This window comes from Comamonas sp. GW821-FHT11H03, from assembly GCF_058807955.1.
Genome location: NZ_JBXARF010000011.1, coordinates 107723 through 132515, shown reverse-complemented (window position 1 = coordinate 132515; position 24793 = coordinate 107723). Strand labels below are relative to the sequence as shown.

22 protein-coding genes and 2 pseudogenes are annotated in these 24793 nt (G+C 59.5%); 13 read left to right on the top strand and 11 right to left on the bottom strand.

What is annotated here, in order from left to right; all coding sequences use genetic code 11:
• Positions 1-566: 566 nt before the first annotated feature.
• From AC1RTQ_RS21705 to AC1RTQ_RS21680, 6 genes are all read left to right on the top strand, one after another.
• Positions 567-1652, top strand: a complete 1086-nt coding sequence (locus AC1RTQ_RS21705) for a sensor histidine kinase (protein ID WP_492878808.1) — start codon at positions 567-569, stop codon at positions 1650-1652.
• The gene (locus tag AC1RTQ_RS21700) at positions 1637-2986 is read left to right on the top strand and encodes a sigma-54-dependent transcriptional regulator (RefSeq protein WP_492878806.1); all 1350 of its coding nucleotides are present in this window, start codon (positions 1637-1639) and stop codon (positions 2984-2986) included. The genes AC1RTQ_RS21705 and AC1RTQ_RS21700 overlap by 16 nt, the downstream gene beginning before the upstream one ends.
• A gap of 166 nt (positions 2987-3152) precedes the next feature.
• Positions 3153-3827: a hypothetical protein gene (locus tag AC1RTQ_RS21695; protein ID WP_302090743.1), complete on the top strand. Its 675-nt coding sequence runs from the start codon at positions 3153-3155 to the stop codon at positions 3825-3827.
• Between the two features lie 84 nt (positions 3828-3911).
• Positions 3912-4259, top strand: a complete 348-nt coding sequence (locus tag AC1RTQ_RS21690; protein ID WP_492878803.1) for a DMT family protein — start codon at positions 3912-3914, stop codon at positions 4257-4259.
• Positions 4260-4266: 7 nt separating this feature from the next.
• Positions 4267-5502, top strand: coding sequence for an MFS transporter (locus AC1RTQ_RS21685; RefSeq protein WP_492878801.1), 1236 nt, complete (start codon positions 4267-4269; stop codon positions 5500-5502).
• Positions 5503-5984: 482 nt separating this feature from the next.
• Positions 5985-6320, top strand: coding sequence for a hypothetical protein (locus AC1RTQ_RS21680; protein ID WP_492878799.1), 336 nt, complete (start codon positions 5985-5987; stop codon positions 6318-6320).
• 112 nt (positions 6321-6432) lie between these two features.
• Here the strand turns inward: AC1RTQ_RS21680 and AC1RTQ_RS21675 are convergent.
• From AC1RTQ_RS21675 to AC1RTQ_RS21665, 3 genes and pseudogenes are all read right to left on the bottom strand, one after another.
• Positions 6433-6543, bottom strand: a pseudogene (locus AC1RTQ_RS21675) (transposase); the annotation flags it as partial.
• Between the two features lie 68 nt (positions 6544-6611).
• Positions 6612-7478, bottom strand: coding sequence for a hypothetical protein (locus AC1RTQ_RS21670; protein ID WP_302091037.1), 867 nt, complete (start codon positions 7476-7478; stop codon positions 6612-6614).
• A gap of 685 nt (positions 7479-8163) precedes the next feature.
• A complete protein-coding gene (locus tag AC1RTQ_RS21665) occupies positions 8164-8937 on the bottom strand; it encodes an AraC family transcriptional regulator (RefSeq protein ID WP_492878796.1) in 774 nt (257 codons plus the stop codon).
• 123 nt (positions 8938-9060) lie between these two features.
• On the opposite strand from AC1RTQ_RS21665, the gene AC1RTQ_RS21660 reads away from it, so the two are divergent.
• Entirely contained in the window at positions 9061-10290 is a 1230-nt protein-coding gene (locus AC1RTQ_RS21660) for an MFS transporter (RefSeq protein WP_492878794.1), read from the top strand.
• A 422-nt stretch (positions 10291-10712) separates the two neighbouring features.
• On the opposite strand, the gene AC1RTQ_RS21655 is transcribed toward AC1RTQ_RS21660, so the two are convergent.
• Both AC1RTQ_RS21655 and AC1RTQ_RS21650 read right to left on the bottom strand, forming a co-directional pair.
• Entirely contained in the window at positions 10713-12152 is a 1440-nt protein-coding gene (locus tag AC1RTQ_RS21655; RefSeq protein ID WP_492878792.1) for a DUF1254 domain-containing protein, read from the bottom strand.
• A gap of 240 nt (positions 12153-12392) precedes the next feature.
• Positions 12393-12590, bottom strand: a pseudogene (locus AC1RTQ_RS21650) (integrase core domain-containing protein); the annotation flags it as partial.
• A 435-nt stretch (positions 12591-13025) separates the two neighbouring features.
• Between AC1RTQ_RS21650 and AC1RTQ_RS21645 the strand changes: the two are divergent.
• The 3 genes from AC1RTQ_RS21645 to AC1RTQ_RS21635 all read left to right on the top strand — a co-directional run bounded on the left by AC1RTQ_RS21645 (position 13026) and on the right by AC1RTQ_RS21635 (position 15005).
• Positions 13026-13352 carry a winged helix-turn-helix domain-containing protein gene (locus AC1RTQ_RS21645; protein ID WP_492878790.1) on the top strand — a complete coding sequence of 109 codons (327 nt, stop codon included), beginning with the start codon at positions 13026-13028 and terminating at the stop codon, positions 13350-13352.
• A gap of 319 nt (positions 13353-13671) precedes the next feature.
• The gene (locus AC1RTQ_RS21640) at positions 13672-13956 is read left to right on the top strand and encodes a hypothetical protein (RefSeq protein WP_492878788.1); all 285 of its coding nucleotides are present in this window, start codon (positions 13672-13674) and stop codon (positions 13954-13956) included.
• Between the two features lie 167 nt (positions 13957-14123).
• Entirely contained in the window at positions 14124-15005 is an 882-nt protein-coding gene (locus tag AC1RTQ_RS21635; protein ID WP_492878786.1) for a nitroreductase family protein, read from the top strand.
• A 101-nt stretch (positions 15006-15106) separates the two neighbouring features.
• Here the strand turns inward: AC1RTQ_RS21635 and modB are convergent, their stop codons facing one another.
• Both modB and modA read right to left on the bottom strand, forming a co-directional pair.
• Positions 15107-15787, bottom strand: coding sequence for a molybdate ABC transporter permease subunit (gene modB / locus AC1RTQ_RS21630; protein ID WP_492878784.1), 681 nt, complete (start codon positions 15785-15787; stop codon positions 15107-15109).
• Between the two features lie 17 nt (positions 15788-15804).
• Positions 15805-16608, bottom strand: coding sequence for a molybdate ABC transporter substrate-binding protein (gene modA, locus AC1RTQ_RS21625; RefSeq protein WP_492878782.1), 804 nt, complete (start codon positions 16606-16608; stop codon positions 15805-15807).
• A gap of 88 nt (positions 16609-16696) precedes the next feature.
• Here modA and tsaA point away from each other — a divergent pair, with 88 nt between their 5' ends.
• Positions 16697-17179 (top strand): tRNA (N6-threonylcarbamoyladenosine(37)-N6)-methyltransferase TrmO, encoded by a 483-nt coding sequence (tsaA, locus tag AC1RTQ_RS21620; protein WP_492878780.1) that lies wholly within the window; start codon positions 16697-16699, stop codon positions 17177-17179.
• Between the two features lie 526 nt (positions 17180-17705).
• Here tsaA and AC1RTQ_RS21615 read toward each other — a convergent pair.
• A complete protein-coding gene (locus AC1RTQ_RS21615; protein ID WP_492878778.1) occupies positions 17706-19394 on the bottom strand; it encodes a long-chain fatty acid--CoA ligase in 1689 nt (562 codons plus the stop codon).
• 182 nt (positions 19395-19576) lie between these two features.
• On the opposite strand from AC1RTQ_RS21615, the gene AC1RTQ_RS21610 reads away from it, so the two are divergent.
• On the top strand, positions 19577-20089 hold the full coding sequence (locus tag AC1RTQ_RS21610) for a pyridoxamine 5'-phosphate oxidase (RefSeq protein WP_492878826.1): 513 nt from the start codon (positions 19577-19579) through the stop codon (positions 20087-20089).
• On the opposite strand, the gene AC1RTQ_RS21605 is transcribed toward AC1RTQ_RS21610, so the two are convergent.
• From AC1RTQ_RS21605 to AC1RTQ_RS21595, 3 genes are all read right to left on the bottom strand, one after another.
• Positions 20086-20604: a hypothetical protein gene (locus AC1RTQ_RS21605; protein WP_492878776.1), complete on the bottom strand. Its 519-nt coding sequence runs from the start codon at positions 20602-20604 to the stop codon at positions 20086-20088. The genes AC1RTQ_RS21610 and AC1RTQ_RS21605 overlap by 4 nt on opposite strands.
• Positions 20605-20682: 78 nt before the next feature.
• Positions 20683-22083 carry an MBL fold metallo-hydrolase RNA specificity domain-containing protein gene (locus AC1RTQ_RS21600; RefSeq protein WP_492878774.1) on the bottom strand — a complete coding sequence of 467 codons (1401 nt, stop codon included), beginning with the start codon at positions 22081-22083 and terminating at the stop codon, positions 20683-20685.
• Between the two features lie 272 nt (positions 22084-22355).
• Positions 22356-23219: a MurR/RpiR family transcriptional regulator gene (locus AC1RTQ_RS21595; RefSeq protein WP_492878771.1), complete on the bottom strand. Its 864-nt coding sequence runs from the start codon at positions 23217-23219 to the stop codon at positions 22356-22358.
• A 197-nt stretch (positions 23220-23416) separates the two neighbouring features.
• On the opposite strand from AC1RTQ_RS21595, the gene AC1RTQ_RS21590 reads away from it, so the two are divergent.
• Positions 23417-24757 (top strand): aspartate aminotransferase family protein, encoded by a 1341-nt coding sequence (locus AC1RTQ_RS21590; RefSeq protein ID WP_492878769.1) that lies wholly within the window; start codon positions 23417-23419, stop codon positions 24755-24757.
• Positions 24758-24793 lie beyond the last annotated feature (36 nt).

Below are 24793 nucleotides of genomic sequence, written 5' to 3'. Positions count from 1 at the left end.
CTAGTCATACGTACAGTCCTATGCCAATCTCGAAGATAAGCGATGGACTGTGTCCGGAGATTCAGGGGGCTATCTCAAGCGGCTGGGTTTTGATCGTGTGATGAAACTTCATAGTCTTATCGACTCCTGTATTGAATGCTTAGTAGGTAAGGAGTAAGAGCTTTTCAGTGTCCTCAGCCCTGGAATCTCAAGATCGTCCGAATGCGGCGCAGATATGATTCGGTGACATGTTGAAGGCGGCCTGAAGCTGATACCCTAAGTCCTTCCCAAGTGTCACATCAATGGAATCTGCCCTATCACTCCCTGTTCCCGTCCGACGTGACTTGCTGATCCTCTGGGTGTGCATTGCCGTAGTAGCCCTTGTACTTGGGTGGCTGCTACTGACACTCAGCCGGCAAGGTGCTGGCCCTCAAATCGCGCACGCACAGCGCCTGACCTCAACGAGTTGCAGGGCTCTCCAGGCCAGTACAGAGCACCTGCGTCAGCAATCTGCCGATACCTCCCGCAGCGTTGCCCCGGTAATCGCCCAGGCAGTTCTCGATCTCGCGCTGCGGGATCAACCAGGTATGGAAGGTGGCTTCTGGCAAGCCGATGCGGGCGTTGTTGCATATGCCTTCCCGACCTATGACGGCACTGGCATTAAGCGCGACCCGCCAAGCGCCGAGCTGGAACGCATTGCATCCACCGCACAGCGTGCCCAGGACGCTGGCGTACTTGTGACCGACATACGGCCCGGTCTACGCGAAGCTGTCGCATTTGCCGCCTGCCCTGTCGATCTGGGTGGCAAGCGCCTGGTCGCCTGGACGCTGATGCGCGTGCCGATCATGGCAGCAGAGACAGTCAATACGCTGATCCTTGCGGTGAGCCTGCTTCTTGCACTGGTCGTGGTATCCGGGGCTTGGCTCGGCCGGATGATTTCACGATGGCAACGCCAGTCTGCAGAACTCAGAAAACAACTGGCTCAGTCTGAGCGTCTGGCCACACTAGGCCGGGTGTCTGCAGGACTGGCTCATGAGATACGCAATCCGCTGGGCACCATGCGCATGAAAGCGGAGAACGCACTCGCGGCTCCTGCTGAGCTGCGCAGTGTGCGCGCCGATAGTGCACTGCAAGTCGTGCTGTCGCAAACCGAACGCCTCGAAGCCTTAGTGTCCAGTCTGCTGGCGTTGACTCAGCCGCTTCGCGTGGAGCATCAGGAAGTCGATCTGCACCAATGGCTCCAGGAGCGATGCAACGCCCACGCCGAGGCTGCCCAACAGCAGCACAAACAGCTTACTGTGGCGCTTTCGTCCCAGTTGCTTGCTAGCGCACAAGGACTTGCTTTGTTCGATCCCATCCAGATGGCACGGGTCTATGACAACTTGCTGCTCAACGCGCTTGCGCATACCGTGCCTCATGGTTCGATTGAGCTTGGAGCGAGCCGCACGCCTGCAGGCGCTTTGCGGCTCTGGGTGGCTGACGACGGCTGCGGCATCCCGCCTTCCTTGGGCGAAACGCTGTTTGAACCGTTCGCCACGACTCGCGCTGGCGGTACCGGACTGGGTTTGGCGCTGGTGCGCGAAATCGTTCAGGGACACGGTGGGCGAGTTGCATTAGCGCCTTCCGTGAAAGGAACTCGCATAGAGATGGAGCTGCCATGGCCCACATCCTGATTGTTGATGATGATGTCGCATTTCGCGCCAGTCTGGCGGAAATGCTTGAGGACCTGGGTCACTCCGTGCTGCAGGCCGAAACCACCGATGCCGGTCTGCACAGGCTGCGCACAGAAGTCGTGGATGCCGTCATCGTCGATCTGCGCATGCCCGGTGAAGACGGCCTGTCATTTCTACGCCGGGCAGCCAAGATCTCCTTCGTGCCCTGCATCATGCTCACCGCCTATGCCAGTGGTGACAACACCATAGAGGCCATGCGTCTGGGTGCATTCGATCACCTGACCAAGCCTGTTGCGCGTGCCAGTCTGGTGGAGACACTGGAGCGAGCATTGCGGGAGAGACCGCCCTCCTCCCAGCAGGTCCAAGGGACGGCAGAATCCCCCGATGCCGATACGCACGACGGCAGTGAGCTGATTAGCAGCAGCGAGGCAATGCGTCAGGTCTTCAAACGCATTGGGCTTGCAGCAGACAGCGATGCCACTGTCTTGATTCTTGGTGAAACCGGAACTGGCAAGGAGCTGGTGGCTCGGGCCCTACATCGCAATAGCGCAAGAGCAGAAGGGCCTTTTGTGCCCGTGAACTGTGCTGCAATTCCGGCTGAGTTGATGGAAAGCGAGCTGTTTGGCCATGTCAAAGGCGCATTCACCGGCGCCGTCAATGAACGCATGGGCCGTTTCCGGGAAGCGGATGGCGGCACTTTGTTTCTCGATGAGATCGGAGACATGCCGCTGTCCACCCAGGCAAAAATCCTGCGGGTGCTTCAAGAGCGCGAGGTGACGCCGGTGGGCGGCAACCGAGTGCAGTCCGTGAACGTGCGTGTCGTAGCTGCCACCCACCAGGATCTGCCCACGGCCGTTAAGGAAGGACGGTTTCGAGAAGACTTGTGGTACCGCTTGCAGGTAGTACCTCTCTGGCTTCCTCCGCTGCGTGAGCGGCTGGGAGATGTAGTGCTGCTCGCCGAGCATTTTTTACGCCTGCAGGGGGGTGACTCGCCCAAGCGCCTGAGCGCTGCAGCGGCTCGACTACTACTGGCCCACCCATGGCCTGGCAATGTGCGCGAACTGCGCAATGCCATGGAACGAGCGGTGCTGCTCAGCCATGGTCCTGTGATTGAGATCGAGCACGTTGGATTGCAGATACCCACAGCACCCAGCACTCCGGGCTTAGAGATCGACTGGAATGGTTCTCTTGACCAGGCAGTGGCACGCGTCGAACGAGAAATGATTGCCCGATCCCTCGCTGCGACCACAGGTAACCGTGCAGAAGCCGCCAGACGCCTGGGATTGTCGCGCCAACAGCTATATCGCAAGCTGGCCGAGTTCGACTTGGACTAGATCACTTCAAAGTGGGAAGTGTCCGATTCTGTGACACCCCGTGTCACACAAGCGGACAAGCAATGATCATCAAGAACACCAAGCCTTTGATTTAATTAAGAATCATGAATGGCACGGTCGTTGCAACTTCTAGGGAGTGTTTTTCACTCAACCCAGGAGTCCTTCAATGTCCAAGTCGATTACTTCCCTGCCTGCTGTGCTTGCTTTCAGCCTGTGCAGCCTGAGCGTGCAAGCCCAGCCTCATGGTCCTGCCCCCCAACATCCTCCGATGCCCTCCCGCCCCGGTCTTGCCGGGCAGTACGTTGTGGAAGGCCAGGTGCAGAGGATGCTTATCAATCCCTATGGAGAAGTCGACGGGCTGCGCTTGAAAGACGGCACCATCGTTAAGTTCCCACCGCACATGGCCGAGGCGCTCCTGGCCGCTGTCAAGGTCGGGGATGCTGTGCGCGTCATTGGTAGAGCGCAAACCCGAGGCACAGTACAGGCTGAAGCTATCGTCCAGACTGCCAGCGGGCGGACAGTCTACGAGCAGCCCCCTGTTGTAGGCGAAGGACGGGTCTTGCCCCCACATCTGCGCGCTCAACGTCTGCAGACTCAACAGGTCGAGGGTCGCATAGACACCGTGCTCACGGGTCCGCGCGGAGAGGCAAATGGCGTCATCCTCAGCGACGGCAGCATTGTTCGCTTCCCTCCCGAGAGCCTGCGTATTTCCGTTCAACCTGGAGCCGCTTTCGCAGCGTCGGGGATGGGCACACGCAATGAGTTTGGCACTTCGTTGGAGGCCGTGAGCATGGGCACCACATTAGCTGCCCTGCAACCGCTTTACGACCGCGCCCAGTAAACAGAGGCATCGAAATCTGGCAGGCCTGTGCGGCATCCAGTCGCACTGGCCTTGATCGCCCTATTTCTCCCACCGAAATACGACATGTCTCCCAAAATCTTGCCCGTCGTCCTGCTCTTTATCTCCAACACGTTCATGACCGTGGCCTGGTACGGCCATCTCAAATTCGGAGATCGCCCTTTGTATCTGGTGATACTCGTGAGCTGGATGATCGCCTTGGCTGAATATTGCTTCGCCGTGCCGGCAAACCGCATTGGCCACACCCTGTACAGCGCTGCCGAACTCAAGACGATGCAAGAGGTCATCACCTTGGTGGTCTTTGCAGTCTTCTCCGTCGTCTATCTGGGAGAGAAGCTCACGCTCAATCACCTTCTGGGTTTCGGCTTCATCTGCCTGGGAGCGTTCTTCGTCTTCAAAGGCCCTTTGCACTAGGAAAAAGATGGCAAAGCTCCACATGACGCAAGAACATGCTGGCTCACGTAGCTGGCTGTCTGGTTTGAATTTCTTCCTGGCTGACGTACGCGATGGCCTCGGCCCCTTCTTGGGCGTTCTTCTGCTTGGACAAGGCTGGCGCGCCGACGACATTGGCTATGTCATGACTGCTGGAGGTATCGCAGGCATGCTGGCGACAACGCCCATGGGCGCCTGGGTGGATGCGTCGCGCCAGAAAAGATTGTTGCTATCCATGGGCACTCTAGCGCTCACCCTTGCCACATTGACTCTACGGAGTTCGCCATCTTTTGGAGTTGTGCTTGCTTCCCAGGTTGTGACGGGAATAGTTGGAGCCTTGCTGGGAGCCGGTGTCATGGGCATAACCTTGGGTCTCGTAGATCAACAGCATTTATCAAAGCAGTTGGGCACCAACGAAGCCTGGAACCATGCTGGCAACATGACTGGGGCCACCTTGGCCGGTTTTGCCGGCTATCGCTGGGGCATTTCAGCTGTGCTAATTCTGATGACGCTAATGGCCTGCGCATCCCTGCTATGCCTGCGCAATATTCGTCCTCAAGATATTGATAACGAGCGAGCACGAGGCCTTGATCCGAAATCCGCTTTAGGTGGAGCCCAATGTGCCCCGACTTCCACTCTTCATGCCTTGGCTCATTCCCGTGAGCTCGGCCTGCTTGCTGCAACCATGCTGCTGTTTCACCTAGGCAATGCCGCTATGCTGCCGCTGTTTGCGCAGGCTATGGTCACACGAGCAGCAGTAGAGCCCAGCGCATTTACAGCATCGACCGTAATCGTTGCACAACTGGTCATGATCCCCATGGCTCTATGGGCGGGAAGATTTGCAAGCAACCATGGATATCGTCCCCTGATCATGGCGGCGCTGATGGTACTCCCCGTGCGAGGACTCGTGGCTGGCTACTGGGAATCTCCGTGGGCTGTGATCCCTGTGCAGGTTCTCGATGGTATTGGAGCGGGTCTGCTCGGTGTTGCCATGCCCGGCTTGGTCTCCAGCATCCTGCGCGGCACAGGGCACATTAATGCGGGCCTTGGTGCGGTGATGGCTATCCAAGGGGTTGGCGCAGCCTTCAGTCCCGCCTTCGCTGGTGCCATTACTCAGCATTTCGGTTACAGCACCGCGTTTATCTCACTTGGCATGATCGCAACTCTTGCGCTTCTCACATATCACTTCGGGAATAGTTGGACTAACACTCAGCAAACGGCATAGCAGCCTCACCATTGCATCGCAATAGCAGGGCGGCCGCACAGCACCGCCACATTGGATTTCGGCGGTGGTACCAAAGAGGTCTGGAGTTCGGGGCGGTGCTTCGGGCGCTTCCAACGCCTGGGCGTGACTCGGCGACAACCATCATCACCGACATTGACACCATGGTGCTATGAGGCGTGCGCGTGACCTATGCGCTAAGCTAGTCCATATGCACCGGTAGCTGGTGCTTACCTGTAAGGTGGGTCTGGTGTATTTCGGGCCAGCAAGCGCGGTGCGCTCTCCCGGACCTTTTGGAGCGTTGATCACCAGACTGCAATGCCCCAAGCCGCCGCTCACATCGACCAGCTGGACTTCCGCTTCTGGCCGAACTCAGTCGGTCACGACCAGTAGACTGGTCAGCAGCTTCCGGCACGGGTGGTCAATCCAACCGGAATACGCAGCTGGGGTCGCAAGGAGCTCAGCTGATCGACAAAGGCACCTTTATGGTGGACGAATCCGAGCACAGCGGCACCCCGGACATCATCACCATCCGCGCCCGTGCTGCCGATCTGGGCGGCGAGATCCGCAAGCGCACCGAGAAAAGCTGGCATGACACCATCTTGGCCACGCTGGCCACTCTGGCCAAGCGCAACAAGCTCACCCGCAAGGTGGATGCCAAGCTGGGCGCAACCCAGGTCCGGCACATCGACCAGACCAATGAATCAGGCATGCACTTCATCACCCGGCTGGCGCGCAAATATGACGCCGTGGCCACGGCGAAGAAAAAACACCTGCTCTTCATGCCCATCAACGGCACCCCGACATCCCCCCGGAATTGAGTAGCAGGTGAGCTTGGAGTCCAATCCCATGCAACAGGAGATTGGACAGGAAGAAGAGATTTACGGAAGAAAAGATCATTGGCTTCCTGCGGAAAGCCGAATCGGGCTTGCCAGTGGCATCGCTGATGCCATGCTTGCGGCAGGTGTCACCGACTTTGGCGCCGAGTTCGACCTCTTTGAGGATGCCGACGATTTGCGCTTCCCTAAATCTGGATTTCTTCATGCAGAGACCTCCGTCGGGTGGATTCTCAACTTTGAAGTGGCGCGAAGATTCGAGGAGACTTCGCTGACCTACCGGGGCGCCGCCTTGATCGCCGTATTCAGGGTAGTCCACAGCTCCTTGGTGACGGGCACCATGTCCTGCCTGAAGTACCACCAGAAGTGACCGCCCACGTAATTCGGAGTAGTGATCTTCATCGTGTAATAGCGGCTCAGGTACTCGGCCTTCTTGGTTTTGCGTGAGGTACCCACTTCCCCGAACCCGATCTTGGAATTGGGAAACATCACGCGCAACTTGTCGAACACCTGTTGCCAGTTGGGCTTGAGTCCATTGCAGTCATCCTCATAGTAGGAAATCCAGACGTAATCCAGACCTTGCTTCATGTAGGCAGGGACATTGGCCTCGGCCCACTTGAACATTTCATTGGAGGGTTGAGACCAGCAGCCTTGGTTGTAGTAGAGCGTGAGCGCGGCCGTCTTGTTCTGCGCTTTCACGATGCTGTAGGCGTTGGTCATCTTCGCCACCACATCGGCATTGGCGCCCAGCCACTCACCGTTGACCTCGTTGGCCACTTCCCAAATATCCACTACATCCGACAACGCATTGAGGTATTGATTAGTCCGTTGTATGTATCCATCTACGCTGTACTGCTTGACGTAGTACGAGTCCAATATCTCACCCATCACATAGGACACTTTGGAGATTTCCACTGCTGGCTTGCGGTAATAGTCCGGGTTGACGAACTCATCGAAGACGATGCGCGTGGTAGGCCGGTAGGCCAGCGACGATAGGCTGCGCGTGATGTCGCTAAGCCGACTCACATCGTCCACGGTGACGCCGTAGATGGGAGTCGGGACTATGCGGCCCGAGGGCACGTTGGTCTGAGCCGATGCGACGGAGCACAGCGAGGCAATGCACAATGGGATAAACGCTTTCATGCGGTCTCCCCCAATGAATGGTTCAATGATTTTTTCACTTGGATCAATATGAATCGAGGCATGGCAACGGTAGGGTGTGACTGCTTTTAGCTGGCAGCACCGGCTTAGACCGACCCTCTGTTGACTCTCGATAACTAGCTAAAGGGGGCGACTCTAGTCCATGAAGTTTGGCTAAAAGTAGCCAAAAGAAACGAGACACACTCGATGAGCAAGCGCACACATCGAGCTCACGGCTACTCGATCCTTGTTGATGCGCTCGATGCTTTGCGGCAGCTACCAGTCAATGAGTTGATTGCTAGAGTTGACTTGATGTTTGGGTCACGTGGGTGAGCCCTTAACATGAAGCGTTACGCTTGTTGCCTGCGATATGAGTCATTTTCAAAATGAGCGTATCTAGGAAAGTGTCATCGTGCGGTTGCCAGTCGGCTGAGATGAAAGGAGCTATATGTGGCCGCTTGTCCTTCACTTCGCAGTCCGCTTTAGGCCGATCTGCGACTGTCGCTGAACGACCCGCTGCCGTCTATGGCTAGGGGCATGTCGACAACCGCTTTGCGGCGGTCCACAAAGTTGCAGTTCTGATGCGTGAGGCTGCTTTGGGGCCGATGGCGGCCGCTCACATCAGCAAATCGATGACACTGAAGAGCTAAGTAGCACGCAGGAGGTAGTACCAGCGCTCTTCTAGTCGCTACTGGTAGAACGCTGAAGGCGGCGCGCCGAAATGCCGCCTAAACATCGCGGTAAACGCACTGTGGCTTGAGTAGCCGCAGTCCATGGCTACATCGATGACCTTCCTACCCTGGGCGATGGCAGTGAGGGCGGCCAACAGCCGCGCCTGCTCGCGCCATTGTGAAAACGTCATGCCGACCCCCTTGGCAAACAGGCGTTGCAATGTGCGCTCACCTACACCGATAGTCTGTGCCCATTCGGTCGCGCTGGCCTGGTCGTCAGGCCGCTCGATGAGCGCATTGCAGATGGGCCGCAGCCTGTCATTGCTCGGCATGGGCAGGTGCAGCGCGACGGTGCTGGACACGCGCAGCTCATCGATCAAAAGGCCAATCAGGCGTTTGTCCCGCGGTGATAACGCACCCGCGACCGGCAACTTCACAGCCTCCACCAGTAGCTCGCGCAACAGCGGCGACACGTTTATGACGCAGCTCTCCTTTGGCAATCGCTTGATGGCCGCCTCGTCCACGTAGGCGGTACGCATCAGCACATTCCCCGACATGGTGACGCTGTGGCGCAAGCCGGCCACCATCCACAGCGCACGGTTCGGCGGCACCACCCAGGAACCTGCATTCGAGTGGATGACCATGACACCCTCTGTCGCATAGAGCAGCTGGCCTCGCGGGTGCGAGTGCCAGCCTGTCGAGGTGCCTGCAGCCCAGCGGTTCTCCATCGCCACAAGCGGACGCGGATGGCTGTGGAAGTCGAGATGTTTTTTAGGGCCGTACTGCTGCATGTCTGAAACTCTACAGCTTTTGGCGGAATGTCGGGAGACGGACTTTGGCTGTGACCGTAACCTTCAGTCCTCCGGTGCAGCCACACGCTTTGTGCCAGCCACCACCATGCAAGAGCCACAACTATGTCTACCAAGACCGCCAGTCTCGGTGCAGCCGAGACCTTGACCCCCGCCAAGCCGCAAGGCTTCGTCTTCCACATTGTTGGCGCAGCCGCGTTCGCGCATCTGCTCAACGACTTGATCCAGGCCATGCTGCCGGCCATCTATCCTCTGCTCAAGCACGACTACGCGCTGAGCTTCGGACAGATCGGCATGATCGCGCTCGTCTACCAGCTCACTGCCTCGCTACTCCAGCCGTGGGTGGGCCTGTACACAGACAAGCGCCCCATGCCATACCTGCTGCCCTCGGGCATGGTGGCAACTTTCATCGGCATCGGACTACTGGCCACCGCGAACAGCTACCCCCTGCTGCTGTTGGCGGCTGCGGTCATCGGCGTAGGCTCGGCGACCTTTCATCCCGAGGCATCGCGCGTGGCGCGCCTAGCATCGGGTGGCCGCTTTGGCACCGCGCAATCCACCTTCCAGGTGGGTGGCAATACCGGCTCTGCCATCGGACCCTTGCTTACGGCAGCCATCGTCATCCCACATGGGCACCTGGCCGTAGCCTGGTTCATGGTCGTGGCTGCGGGTGCCGTCTGGGTGCTGTGGCGCATCACGAAATGGAACCTGCGACACGGGCACGCCCAGGCCAAGCACCTAGCCGGCACACGCGGCGAAGGCCTGGACCGGTCGGGCGTGATCCGCGCCATCGTGGTCATCGCCATCCTGATGTTCGCGAAGTTCGTCTACATCGCGGCTTTCACGAACTATTTCACCTTCTATCTGATCGAGCGCTTCCAGTTGAGCGTGCAGGACAGCCAGATTTTTCTGTTCATCTTTCTGGCCGCCGTGGCAGCTGGCACTTTCGCTGGCGGCCCGGTGGGAGACCGCATCGGCCGCAAGGCTGTGATCTGGGTGTCGTTCCTAGGCGTTGCGCCCTTCGCGCTGGCCTTGCCGTTCGCTAACCTGTTCTGGACGGCAGGCCTAGCCATCGCCATCGGCTTGGTTATGTCTTCGGCCTTTGCCGCGCTGGTGGTCTATGCCCAGGAGGCCGTACCCGGCCGTGTAGGCATGGTGTCCGGTGTGATGTTCGGCCTGATGTTCGGCATCGGCGGCATTGGTGCCGCAAGCCTTGGCGAACTGGCCGACGTCTACGGCATTGTCTGGGTCTACAAGCTCGTTTCCTTTCTACCGTTGCTCGGTCTGGCCACAGCCTTTCTGCCCAGCACGCGCCGCCACGCAGCCGCACGCTGACCACCGCTCAACCATCTACTACGCATAGAGCCATGACTAACGAATATCAACCCGCTCAAATCTGGCAGTTGGACGCCGCCCTTGCTCATCTCGGCCGCGAATCCAGCGTGGCCACAAAGTCGGTCAATCCGCCCGTGGTGCGTGCATCGACCACGGTGTTCCAGACTTTGGCCGAGTTCAAGGACTCGTACAAGGGAGTGGTGTTCGAGTCGCCGCGCTACGGCCGCTCGGGCACATCAACTAACCCTGGCACCGCATGGCCGCAACGGTGTCGGGCACAACCACTTCGTTGCTGCCCGAGGGCGACTTGACCATCAATGCGTGTCAGACCTTGATCGAGCCGTTGTCGACCGGCGTGTGCGTGATCAGCAGCAGCGAATCCTAAAGGCCGGTCAGGTACGACACCAACAATTTGATCTGACTCAGCGAACCCGAGCGATGTCTTCCAATTGCCACGTCTTGTCAAAGAGGGGCTTCGTCGGACCATATGCCCGAAACATCACTTCGAAGGTCCCACCGGATTTGGTCGGAATCCAGTTCCCGGCGCGCCGGGCCGGTGCCTTCGGACCAAAGTAGATATCCACGGAACCATCCGAATTCTTTTCTAGGCCGGCTTCCAGCGAAGAGCGCGTCGGGAGTTCTACCCCGCGTACAAACGTGTGGGTCGCGCGGTCATATAAGGTGATGGACCAGTACTGGCTGACAGGCACATTCGGGGGTACGGTGAGGCGATAAGTGGTACCTCCATCGAGGAAGTGCCCGCCGCTGTCCTTTGTTGTCAGCAGGTAGTACTGACCTGTGCCAGGGTTTTTGATGTTGCTGAATCCGAAATAGTAGATGGTGCCACGCGCATCGGTTAGATAGCGGTCACCGCGCTCAAACGTTCCTAGAGATTCGCTGACACCAGGTTCCGCTGGAAAGAACCACTGCCTGTCAGGGTAATACCGAGGCGGCACCATCAGGAATCGATTTACGAACCACTGGTGCGCTTCGTGAAGCGAAGAAAGGAGGATTGTCTTTGTCGTATTGTCCGGAGCGAATCGCTTACCTTTTTCGATGCCGATTGATGCCAGCCAGCTATACATCATCTTGTCTCGCGCCTGAACCGGTTCAATCTGAACCATCCTGTCAAGTGCCTCGAAGAAGCGGAGATCGTAGGGAATTGCCCCATCGAACTCGATGTTCGTCACATCGATAAACTTCGTTTCGGCCGCGCTTTCAGCGGTGGACAACGGGTATAGCTTTACGCGTTTCACGTACGAGCCGGCAGCAGCGATGTCCGCTTCGCTGTGGCTCCTCGGTATGGAACGGAGCAGAGCAAATCCTTGAAACGTCTGTGACGGAACGACAATGTAGCCGTCGGGCACTTGGCCATGATATCCAGGTGGCAGGATCAGATATTTTCCGCCCTCTCCCTTGTCAGCGCCGGCGATGCCCACATCTTCGACTGCGGATTGCCAAGCGTCCATTATCGAACCATTGATTGTGCCTCCGTCCGCAGGAGGGATCTCGAGCACCATCGGCCCGGCATCCTTGGTGTTGATGAATGGAATTGCGTACAAAACTTCGCTGTTGGGCGTAAGCAGTTGATTCTTCCAGTTCGACGGACGCGTCCACACAGCGATTTCGTTGGCGTGTCCGCCGGCTCGTTCCATTGACTGGAGAATGCCGTCGAAATTTACCATGGGGATGCCCCAGATTGCGAGTTCAACGGCGCGTCGTTCGACGGTGCTTTGGTGTATCGCGTCGCCAGAGAGAGGCCGCAGGTCGAGTGGGGATGATCGAGCGACGAGGGGGAGTGTTGAGGTGGCGAGGGCCACGAACAACAATAGTTTCCGGCTTTTCTGCTTCACACGATTCATCGTTTTACCCTTCCGAACTAATAGTCATGCTGAGTAGTCATGCTGGCTTGAACGCTAATTTGGTGGAGCCGGATATTTCCAGTTTCGACCGACACTGATTGCGGCCCCTCTCGCCAGGTCATGCGGCATGTGATCTAGCCTATGCAGGCCCAGTTTCTGGCGCATCGTCCGAATGAGTTAGCTCCTGGTAAGAAAGGATTCCGCTCAGGATTCGTAATGGATCAGTCGATGCGGGGTGGCCTAGCTGTGAACCGTCAAGAGGTTATTTGCAGATTTGAGCCTGGACATCGCAGCGATGTGACCGATGCCGCTGTGTGGCCTGTGCCAGTTGTAGTGGTGCTGCCAGATCGCGAGCGCATGGGCCCGCTCAGCTGAGTTCTGGTACGTCCAACCATAGGCCCACACACGTAGCGCTGAATGGATGAAGCGCTTGTCCTTCACTTCGCAGTCCGCTTTGGGCCGATCTGCGACTGTCGCTGGACGACCCGCTGCCGTCTATGGCTACGGGCATGTCGACAACCGCTTTGCGGCGGTCCACAAAATTGCAGTTCTGACGCGCGAGGCTGCTTTGGGGCCAATAGCGGCCGCTCACATCCGTAAATCGGTGACACCGAAGAGCTAAGTAGCACGCAGGAGGGAGTGCCGGCGTTCTTCTAGGAAAAACTGTCTCGATTAAACCGGGCAGTTCAGATATGGCTGCTTCGGCATTAAAGCCAAAGCTCTCGCCATAATTCAGGATGCGCCGGGGTGGATTCCCGCGCTGCCAGGATGCCTGGCACTGCATGCTCCTTCATTTCACGTCTACCGATTCCTATCCGCATGTCCGCTACAACTTCAGACTCCAATCCTGCTGCACCGGCAGTGAAGCTTCGCATGCGCGTCATGACAGGTGACATCATTGCCATCGGCCCGGGGAAAATTGAACTACTGGAGGCCATCAACGAAACGAAATCCATTGCAGCTGCGGCAAAGTCCCTGGGCATGTCCTATCGCCGGGCCTGGTTGCTTGTCGATGGAATCAATCATGCGTTGAATGCTCCGGCAGTGATCACCTCAACCGGGGGCACTCATGGCGGCGGTACAGCACTCACGGACACAGGGCATCTGGTCGTCGCACTGTATCGACGTATAGAGCAAGAGGCACTCAAAGCATGCCAGTCCGATCTGGACAAGCTGGTCGCCCTGGTCCAGAGCAGCTAGGCAGGCATCTGACAGGCACGCTGATTTGCAGGTGTCCCGCTCGGCCATGGTAGTGCATGCCAAAGTGGCACTTTGCACCCTGGACCTCATGACCGGGAGCAATGTATGCGCCTTCACCACGGGCGCTCAATACATCAAGTCGGGTTCGTTGTAGGCTGCGGCAGGGCTTCCAAGCCTCTGTCGGGAGACTGCCCAACCCATCGTAATATATACTCGAATATAACGAGAGATGGCCTGATGGACCTCATCTACTGACGCGCATGGACTGCTGCTTCAGGCTGCTCAGTCGTCCCCAACGCTTACGGAAATCGAGATCTATATGGGAAGCGAAAAGCTCAGTGTCGAAGAGCGGCTGCAAGTGCTGGAGATTCTGCTGGAGGAGTCGATATGGGGGCTGAACCTCGAGCAGCCAGAGCACCGCAAGGCCATCGCGTCTGCGCTCTATACCCGTCTTGCAGTGGCCAATCTGCATCAGGCTTATCCACCCAGCGTGACCGCCGCCTTGTATGAGCAGGCAGATGCGCTGTGCGAGCTGGACAACACGCCCGCCCCCCTCAAGTCCATGTTGCGCCCTCTGATCCGATATTCAGGGACCGGAGACTGAAAGCAAGCCCGGCCTCGGAACATTTAGGCCAGCTGGCAAGCTTGGCGGGGCGAGAACCTGTGAGCACATGGCGCATGCGGGTGACCCCAATCACCGTCCACCGGCGCGTTCGAACAAGCAATGCCTTGTTGGCGCTGCGCAGCAATCAAGTTGAATAGAGGGCTTTAGTGAAGCAAGATCACCTTTCCTACCTGCTAGCCCTCCACCAGGAGCAGGACTGGGTAGCCGCAGCAATCGAGTGCAAGGTCTCTCAAGCACAGCTGAGCAAGGCCGTTGCCGATATGGAGCGCGAATACGGCTGCTCACTGATAGAAGCCGGGGCAGCGTTTCGCGGGTTCACAGCAGAAGGCGAAAAGGTCGTGGCCTGGGCCCAGAACTTGTCCGATGCGGTTGCCACACTCAAGCATGTGTTTGCCGCCTTGAACCGCAGAAAGACCATTTCACCTCTGCTGGAGCGACGCTCTGTATCACCGAAGCGACTGGAAGCGCCAGGACCAGACAGCCAAGAAATTGATCTGATGATCGAGGCGGCGTTAAGTGCTCCAGATCACGGTGGTCTGCGTCCATGGCGTGTGCTTGTCTTCACTGCCGACTCGCGCGCGATCCTGGCAAATCTGTTCAAGCAGGAGAAGCTGCGCCGCGACCCTCTCGCTTCCCGTGAAGACGTCAAGCGTGCGCGCGAGCATGCCACGCGCAGTCCTGTCTTGCTGGCTTTCATCGTGTCGCCTCAGCTGCGCATGCGAGTGCCGGAGCGCGAGCAATGGCTGGCAGCCGGCTGCGCCCTAGGCAACTTCATGAATGCCGCGCACCAACTCGGCTTCGGTGCCATCATGCTCAGCGGCGAGCGCTGTTTCGATGCCTTGTTGTGTGCTGAGCTGGGGCTTGACCCCACAGAGTCTCTGGCTGGATTCATCAGCCTCGGCAGCATAAAGGCCGCAGCCGAGCCGCGCAAGCCGACCATGCTCGATGCCGTCAGAGCCTTTTGGCAACCTGGCAGCAGCCCCGAGTCATCTGGCCCGGCGGCCAGCAGTTCACGCAGCGCAGCATAAAGGCCCGTTGAGCTGGCTGCGGCCAGGTCCAAGTGGTGCGCGGCAGATCACCTGAGCCGCATGGCTAGGCCCGCGTTGCATGCCGAGAACCGAGAAAATTCTCACGTTTTGTTCGCGACCGGTCTTTCAAACTTCCGAAGCAGAAAGAATGCCAATGCTGCAACTCCAGTCAGCACCAGAGACAGCGCATTCGCGCAATCTGTCTCTGACCCCAGCACATGGTTGTAAACAGCCAGCGACAGCGTCTCGGTGCGCCCACTGATATTGCCACCCAACATCAGCGAGATGCCGACTTCCCCCATCGCGCGGCCAGCCGCCAACACCAGTCCGGCCAGAATACCGAGCCTAGCCTGCGGCAACTCGACCTTCATAAACACCTGCCAAGGTCTTGCACCCAGCGTCGCTGCCACCTCACGCAATGACTCATCGATTTCAGCAAACGCGGCCTGGGACGGTTTAACCATCAGCGGAAGGCCTGCAGCCACCGCAGCAATCACCAGGCCGGTTTCGCTGAACACCCAATGCGGCCTCCATTCCAGAGGTAACCAAGCCAGCAACCAGCCCTCGCGCCCCAACAACAGCAGCAGTGCATAGCCGATGACAATAGGCGGGAAGACCAGCGGCAAGGTCACGAGCGCGTCGAGCAAGGCCTTGCCACGAAATGCGCAGCGAGCCAAAGCCCAGGCAATGGGCACTCCAAGCGCCAGTTGCAGCAACACGCTCCAGCCCATAACCTTCAGTGTCAGTGGGATGGAGGTCCAGGCACAGGTCTCAGCGAGCAAAACAGCCGGGCAGAGGTTTAAAGACCATTGGCGGTCATGATGCGCCGCGCGGTGTCACCTTGCATAAAGGCCTGAAAGCGACTTTGTGCCTCGGTGAGGGAACGATCCCTGACTGTGCCAAGCGATATCTCAATCGGGTCGTAGCAGCTCTGTGGCAATTCGAGCACGGAGCCTGCGCGCCCGGCAATCGCCAGCGCCTCAGTCTTGTTCACGAACCCCGCATCCACTTCGCCCGAGGTGATGTAGCCACCGACTTGAGGCACACCTTCAACCTCGAGCAACTTGGGAGCCAGCGCATCGGCGAGGTGAAGTCGCTTCACGCACTCATCGGCCGCTCTGCCAAATACGGTCCGCGTGCGATGAGGAATTGCGACGCGCGTGAAGGCCGTGTTTTTGAGCTCGTCAAGGCTATTCAAGGATTTGCCTTTGCTTGAGACAAGAACCAGCCGACCTGTACCGAGCCGGTCAAAGCTGCTGAATAGTCCGGTCGGCTCCAGCAGACTCTTGTCACCAATCAAAAAAACGACTTCCCGATTCTGCCTAGCCTGGGTCTCGATCTGTTTGATGTGGCCGAATGCAGCCTGCGCTTCAACACCCGTTTCTTTGCGAAATGCCTCGATTAGTTCGAGCACCGGTTTGCGGTAGCCGCCCATGGCGGCAACAAGCACTGACTCTGCGGCTCTGACGGGCGTGGCGACCAGCAGCGTGACCATGCCCGCCAGTCCCAGCAGATTGGGGGCAAAGAGGCGCCGTGAGGAACGCCGCGCTCGATATTGATTCAAATTGGCAGTGCTCTCGTCGTGATTAACAGCATTCAACATTCAGATCCTCTGCAGAGGCCAGCGCTGGCATGCAGCGTAGCGTTATATTCTTTGGAATATAACACTCCAAAATATTGAGCCGCAGCTTATGACAGACACCATCACACTACGCCCCATTGGCATCATTCATAGCCCTTTTCAAAGTGCCCAGGGAATGCCGATACAGACTGTGGCAGCAGCCGACGTTGAAGGTGAGTTGGAGGTCTTCGAAGAGTTCGCCCCAGGACTGCGTGATATCGAAGGCTTTGAGTTCCTCATCCTGATCACCCATCTGCACCAGGCGGTGGAGAAGCTGGAAGTCGTGCCGTTTATGGATACGGTGAGCCACGGCGTATTTGCGACCCGTGCTCCAGCGCGGCCCAACCGGCTTGGTCTGTCCATTGTGCAACTGGTGCAGGTCAAGGGACGCATATTGTGCTTTCGCGGCAACGACATGCTGGACGGTACGCCTGTACTCGACATCAAGCCTTATGTACCCCAGTTGGATGTACGCAGCACGGAGCAAGTCGGCTGGTTTGCCCACGGGCTGCAACGTCTGCCCGGCGCAGTCTCGGATGACCGGATGTCCTGACTCGCCTCGGGCGATCCATATCTTCACTGGCCGTTGAAGCGTTTGGTAGATGACACCGCATAGGCCTGGGAGTGAAAACGCAGCACCTATGCTCTGACCGCATCTTCGGAACAGCGCTCGAGGTCTGCAATGGGGTAGAACCACCCGTTCGTAGCCAGGAAAACTGCTTTTGACCCGCCTGGTTCCAGTGATCATTGATTGCCCTTGCAAGAGCTCTGCTGAATGGCCGATCCTGGTGGTACAGCGATCACTCAGGGCACGAAAAGTCCAATGACCGCCAATGACGGCAGCCGTGCCAGTTCTCCAAAACGGGATGACTGCAGCCAGCCTGAGGCTGCCTGTCGGGCAATGATGCCGGCCTGCCGCTCTTGGACAGTCTCAGCCATTGACCAAGACCAGGCAGCAGTCATTAACGAAGTAAGGACAGGCCAATACATTGGCCTATCGAAACATAGAATCAAGCACAAAGCACGCTATGCCGCAAATCTACGCGGAAGCTGCTCTCCGCCATTTCCCTCTTTGCATTTCAGACTACGACTTCCTGCTCCTGCAACATTCGCCACATCACCTTGCCGCTGCCGCTCTTGGGCAAAGCCGTCACGAACTGCACCAGACGCGGCGCTTTGTAGACCGCCATATTGTCATGGCACCACTGGATGATCTGCTCTGCCGTCGTCGCCTCATGGCCGGCACGCAGCACGACCACGGCCTTGACGGTCTCGCCGCGATAGGCATCCTTGGCGGAGATCACGCAGGCCTCCTGAATCCCGGGATGGCGGAACATCAGGGATTCCACCTCGGCCGGCCATACCTTGAAGCCGCTGGCATTGATCATGCGCTTGAGCCGGTCGGTGATGAAGAAATAGCCATCCTCATCCACACGCCCCAGGTCTCCGGTACGGAAAAAGCGCTTGCCATCAAGCTCCATAAAGCTCTGCTCGGTCGCCTCGGGGCGTTGCCAGTAGCCTTCAAACACCTCGGGGCCGTTGACCACGATCTCGCCTTGCTCCCCCTGGGGCACTTCCTCCAGCGTGTCGGGGCTGATCACGCGCGCATCGGTACTCATGAAGGGGATGCCCAGACATTGCTGCTTGGGGTGGTCAGGCGGATTGCTGTGCGAGGGTGCGGCAGTTTCAGTCAGGCCATAGCCCTCGCAAAAGCGCAGCCCGTACTGCTCCAGCAGTCGCTGGGCCACGGCCTGGGGCATGGCGGCGCCGCCGCCACCGATGTATTTGAGGCTGGACAGATCGAAGGACGCAAAGTTGGGGCTGGCCAGCAGATCGATCACCATGGTCGGGATATTGGTCCAGCTGGTGACCTGATAGTGCGAGATCAGGCGCCCGGCCAGTTCGCGCTCCCAGCGCGGCATGATGATCAGCGTCGCCCCCACGTAGATGGCGCTATGCAGCACGGACACCATGCCCGTGATGTGAAACATGGGCACGACGGCAAGCACCACGTTCTCGCTGGTGCCCGTGCCCCACATCGCACCGGAGACAGCGTTGTGGTTGATGCTCCGGTGCAGGTGCATGCAGCCCTTGGGCTGGCCCGTGGTGCCGCTGGTATAGGGCAGCAAGGCCAAATCGTCACGGCCCGCGGTATGCGGCGGCGGCACATCGCCACAAGCCAGCGCCTGGGTCCAGGCATGCACCTGGCCATGGCTCAACTGTGCGGGCTCGCGCTCGCCCATCAGCCAGTTGCGCCAGGCTTCGGGCGGAGCATCCGGCCCCTGCACATCGGCGTCAAAGCCGTCGGTGAACCGGGTGACCAGCAGGTGCTGCAGCGCATCGGACGGTTCCAGGGCATTGCTGGCCTTGGCCAGCTCCGGAGCCAGATCGGCCGTGGTGATGGCCACCTTGGCGCCGGAGTCCGTGATGTAGTGCTTGAGTTCCTCGGCCGTATTCATGGGGTTGACCGGCACAACTACCGCATTGGCTCGAAAGATGGCGTAATGCGCCAGCACCAACTGCGAGCTGTTTTGCATCAGCACGATGACGCGGTCGCCTTTTTTCACGCCCAGGCCATGCAGATAGGCGGCCATGCGCTCCGTACCCTCGCACAGCTGCTTATAGGTCGTGGTGCGACCCAGAAACACCAGCGCGGCCTTGTCCGGGTAGCGCCTGGCATTGACGGCCAGGTTCTCCCAGACGCTGGTTGCTGGAACCGTGATGGAATGTGGCAGCCGATTGGGCCAAAACTTGTGGTGAGCGGGCATGAGTCAGGCAATCAGAAAAGCGTATACATAGTCCGGGTGGACTAATCAGTCCGCAAGACTAGGCCTGCCGCCTCGGCCCGGCATCCGGGATGCCCCCAACAGTCGGTCACGCAGGTGACGGCCGGCGCGGCCTGGCGCGGCTCAAGCTGGTCCGGCCCCGCGCTCTGGCTTACCATGCGCAAATGCCTCATGAATCACGCCTGCAGCAGTCGCTGCGCCAGCTACTCGCCAGCCAGCGCACCGCCGCCCTGGCCGTACAGCCGCAGGCCGGCTCTTCAGCGCCCGGATATCTTCCGGCCCCGGGCCTGTCTCTGGTTCCATGGGCCTGGAGTGGCGAATTCAGCTGCCTGGTACTGCATGTCAGTGCGCTGGCCAGCCACACACAGGCCATGGAGCGGCATCCCGCCGTCAGCCTGCTGATGAGCAGGCCAGAGTCCGCTGGCGAAGCCGTGCATGCGCTGGAGCGCATCAGCATCCAGGGCGTGGCATCCACTCCGCCACGCGACAGCGGCCTATGGCAAGGCGCCCGGGCCAGCTATCTGGAGCGCTTTCCCGAAGCCGAGCCCATGACGGCGCTGGGCGACTTTCGCTTTGTCTGCATCACACCGCAAGGCGGCAGGCATGTCGCCGGCTTCGGCGCGGCGCGCGATGTGGACGAACACGATCTCATAGCCGCGCTCAACCCGGCTGCCTAATCTTTGCGGGCCCGGCCCGGCCTGGTCTGGCCAGCTTGAGCCTGGTGCACATGCTCGGCAATCAGGCACATGCAAGCCAGCGGCTGGCCCTGCACCAGGGCCTGAACATGGTCCTGCCAGATCTGCCCCTGCTGCTCCACGCTTGCGTCCAGAAAGCACTGCAGCATCTGATGCGGATCTGCACAGGCCTGATAGTGGTAGGGATCGCGCCGCAGGCAAGCCGCGCGCAGATGCAGGCCGAACGCCTCCCACGTCACCGGACGGCCTTGCAGGCGCTGCCACTGATGCAGCAGCTCATGGGCGAAGACGCCAGCCACCACAGGGTGGGCAAGCCGCAGCGGCCGATGCGGGTCAGCATGCTCAAAAAAGCTGCGCGGCAGATAGATGCGCCCGCCGCCCAGGGACAGCGCGCGCCTGGTATCGCCCAGACGCCGCACATGCAGACGCATGCCGGGCAGCAGCTCATCCAGCGCAGTGCCGAAAAGCCGCTGCACGAATCCGGCCTCGACCGGCATCAGGCATCGCCGCCAGAACATCATGCAACAGGCCGCGCGCCAGGAGGAGTCCGCATCTCGGAGACTTCCCGGCACACTCTAGAACTCGAAGACCTGGCCCGGCTGCGGAAGCTGCACCGAGAAATGCAGGCGCTCGTGCAGCAGCGTGGCCAAGGCCAGGGAGGCATGCTGCTCCCCATGCACCACAAAGGTCTGCTGCGGCGGACGGGTGAAAGCGGCCGCCCAGTCCAGCAGAGCTTGCTGATCGGCATGGGCCGAAAAGCCGCCCAGGGTATGAATGCCGGCACGGACCTCGACTTCATCTCCAAGCAGGCGCACCTGCCTGGCACCGTCGACCAGCCTGCGACCCAACGACCCTTCGGCCTGAAAGCCGCAGATCACCACCGCACACTCGGGCCTGAACAGGTTGTTCTTCAGATGATGCAGCACCCGTCCCGCGTCGCACATGCCGCTGGCCGAGATGATGACCGCGCCGCTCCTGATGCGGTTGAGCTTGATGGAGTCCTCCACATCGCTGATGAAATGAATGTGCGGCGACTCCTTGAGTCTTCTGACGCTGCCCAGCAACTGCCTGGCCTCCTCGTCAAACACGCTGAAGTGCCGCAGCGTGATGTCCGTAGCCGCCACCGCCATCGGCGAATCCACAAAAATCTCGACCGGCGGCAGGCGCTGCTGCTGGATCAGCTGCAGAAAGTGATAGAGCAGCTCCTGGGTGCGCCCCACGGCAAATGCCGGGATGACCACATTGCCATGGGGAGCCGTGCGCGTAACCACATCGACCAGTTCCTCCAGGGTATCGCCCGTGCTCTTGTGCAGCCGGTCGCCATAGGTGGACTCGATGAGCAGCAGATCGGCGTCCGTGATCGGCGTGGGATCGCGCAAAATCACCCGCCCCGGCTGGCCCAGATCGCCGCTGGCCACCAGCTTTCGCGTGCCGCCCAGGCCGTCTGCCAGCCACAGCTCCACAATGGCCGAGCCCAGAATATGCCCGGCATCCTGAAAACGCACGGTCACCGCAGGATGGGGCTCGAAGCTGTGGCCATAAGGCATGGCCTGGACCTGCTCCAGCGTGCTCGCCACATGGGCCAGCGAATACAGCGGCACGGTCAGATCGCGCTCGCGCCCCTTACCCTCACGCTGACGCCGCGCCGCACGCTCGGCGTCCACCATCTGGATATGGGCACTGTCCTTGAGCAAAACCTCGAGCAGGTCCTTGGTGGCCAAGGTGGCATAGATTGCCCCCTTGAAGCCCCGGGCCACGAGCTTGGGCAGCAGACCGCTGTGGTCGATATGCGCGTGGGTCAGAACGACGAAATCCAGACTTGCGGGGTCAAACGCAAAAGCTTGCTGATTGTGCTCGTCGGCCTCGCGCCCGCCCTGGGCCATGCCGCAATCGATCAGAAAGCGGCAGCCATGGGCCTGAACCAGAAAGCAGGAGCCCGTGACCGATTGCGCCGCACCGTGAAAAGTGATGTTCATGAAGCATCCATTGACGATCCACATGGACCGCCAATGAATCTAGCACCACTGGCGCCTGCACCGCCAGAGCCGAAGGTCCTGCCTTGATCTCGATCAGGTCAACAGCCGCCACAGCCACCCCTTGCAGGCATCGCGTAGCTTCGCGCCGCCGCCGGCCCGCTGCCGTTCCCCGCTTCTCCGAGACTCATCAACTGCAGCCGCTGCGTCATGGAAAGCAAAGGGCCTTGCCGCGTCACGCTGTGACAACCGGACAGCCGGCCTCCTCGGCAGCGCTAGCGGCCTCTCCTGGCAGCATCCACATAGGCGCCTGACTCGAAAAGGTGTGCCTCCGCGCTCTCGATGCGGTCGATGACGGGCTGGCCCGCACGGCTGACCAGCAGTTCCAGCAACGACTCTGTCAATGCCATCCCGGCAGTGATTGACGGGAAGAATGAAGGACTCTGCGTCGAGAAAAGAAGTGTCGCATCTGCCTGAAGCGACAGCGGCGAGGCATCGCTATCGGTGACGGCAATCACCTTGCAGCCTGCACGCTTTCCTGCTTCCACCACCTGCAGCACCTCCCTGGAATAAGGCGCGAAGCTGACGACAAGGAGTGCATCCCCTTCAGTCATGGAGCGGGTCTGCATCTCTAGAGAGCCGCCCTGGCCGTCTATGAGATGCACAGAGTTCCTGAATAGCCGATAGACATAGACAAAGGAGAACGCGACGGGAAAGCAGGCCCGGAACCCCGCAGCATGAACATTGGCCGCAGTCTCCAGCAAGGCGGCCGCGTCGTGGAGCCGACGCCTGCTGTGTCGCTCGGTGAACTCGAGGTTCGCCTTGTGAACCTGAAATATCTCGCCCGCCAGGCCCTGGTCACCGGCGCGCTCCAGCAAAGAGCGAGCCCTCTCGCCGTACGCTTCGCGGCCCAGGCCCATTTCCTGTGCCATCGCCTGCTTGAGTTCGGGCCAGCCGGCAAATCCCAGCTGCTGCGCAAATCGCACCAGCGTTGCCGGACGCGCGTCCGCGCTGATACCCACGGTGCGCATCGAACTGGTGACCACTTCATTCGGATGGTCCAGCACGTATTTCGCAATCCGCTGGAGGGCGGGGCTCAGTGAGTTGAAGCGGCCTCGCAGCTCGTCTTTGACTGTCATTGTTGAGGACTCTATCGAAAGCTGTCCTAGCCAGGCGGCTGGCTCGAACGCTGATGGAACAAATGTTCCCAAAGCATACAACCCGACAAAACACCTCTTGACGAAACATTTGTTCCAAACAATACTTTTTAAAGAACATTAGTTCCATTTCAAGGCAAAACCGCCAAGCACCCGTATCAGTTTTCGGAATCTTCCCCATGACGCATGTCTTTCACCGCCATCTGCGAACCGCTCCACCCGTTGCCGTATCGGCTTGCGGGATGCGAATACAGGACACCAGCGGCCGCAGCTATCTGGACGCCTCCGGGGGCGCCGCCGTTTCCTCACTGGGGCACGGGCATCCAGACGTGATTGCAGCGATGCATGCCCAGATCGACGAGCTCGCATACGCACACACCAGCTTCTTCAGCTCGCGGGCGGCAGAAGAGCTCGCAGACGAGCTCATCCGGACAGCGCCAGAGGGCATGAGCCATGTCTATCTGGTCAGCGGTGGTTCCGAGGCGGTGGAATCCGCCTTGAAGATGGCACGACAGTACTTTGTGGAAATCGGACAGCCTGAGCGCACCCATTTCATTGCCCGGCGACAGAGCTACCACGGCAACACCCTGGGCGCCCTGGCCGTCGGGGGCAACGAGTGGCGCCGCGCCCCCTTCGCCCCCATCCTGGTGCCTGCCACGCATGTGGCGCCCTGCTACCCTTACCGCGAGCAACGTGCCGAGGAAACCCCCGAACAATATGGACAGCGGCTGGCGCAGGAGCTGGACACGGCCATCCTCGCCCAAGGTCCGGGGCGAGTCATCGCCTTCGTGGCGGAGACCGTGGGCGGAGCAACTGCAGGCGTATTGACTCCGGTACCTGGTTACTTCAAGGCCGTGCGCGAAGTCTGCGACCGCCATGGCGTGTTGCTCATCCTCGATGAAGTGATGTGCGGCATGGGACGAACCGGGACGCTTCATGCCTGCGAGCAGGAAGGCATCAGCCCGGACCTGATGACCATCGCAAAGGGTCTTGGAGGCGGCTATCAGGCCATCGGCGCAGTTCTTGCAAAAAAGCACATCGTTGACGCCATGTCACGCGGCAGCGGCTTCTTCCAGCACGGGCATACCTACCTCGGGCATCCCGTCGCCTGTGCTGCAGCACTTGCCGTCCAGCGCGTCATCCACCGCGACGGCCTGCTCGCCAAGGTGCAGGAAGACGGCGAATTCTTCGGCGCGCTGCTGCGCGAGACCTTCACCGACCACCCTCACGTCGGGGACGTGCGCGGTCGTGGCTTCTTCTGGGGCATTGAACTGGTTGCAGACAAGGCTGGGAAACGGCCATTCAACCCTGCGCTCGGGGTCCATGCCATGCTCAAGAAAGACGCCATGACCAGGGGCCTGCTGTGCTATCCGTTCGGTGGCACTGTGGATGGAGTCAACGGCGACCATGTGCTGCTTGCACCGCCCTATATCGCCAGCCGCGATGAGCTCAGGACCATTGCCAGCCTGCTGGCGCAGTCCGTGGACGCCATCACCAGACATGCCGCGATCGCGGCCTGAAGACCTCCCTCTCCACTCTCTGAATCAGGAATACCA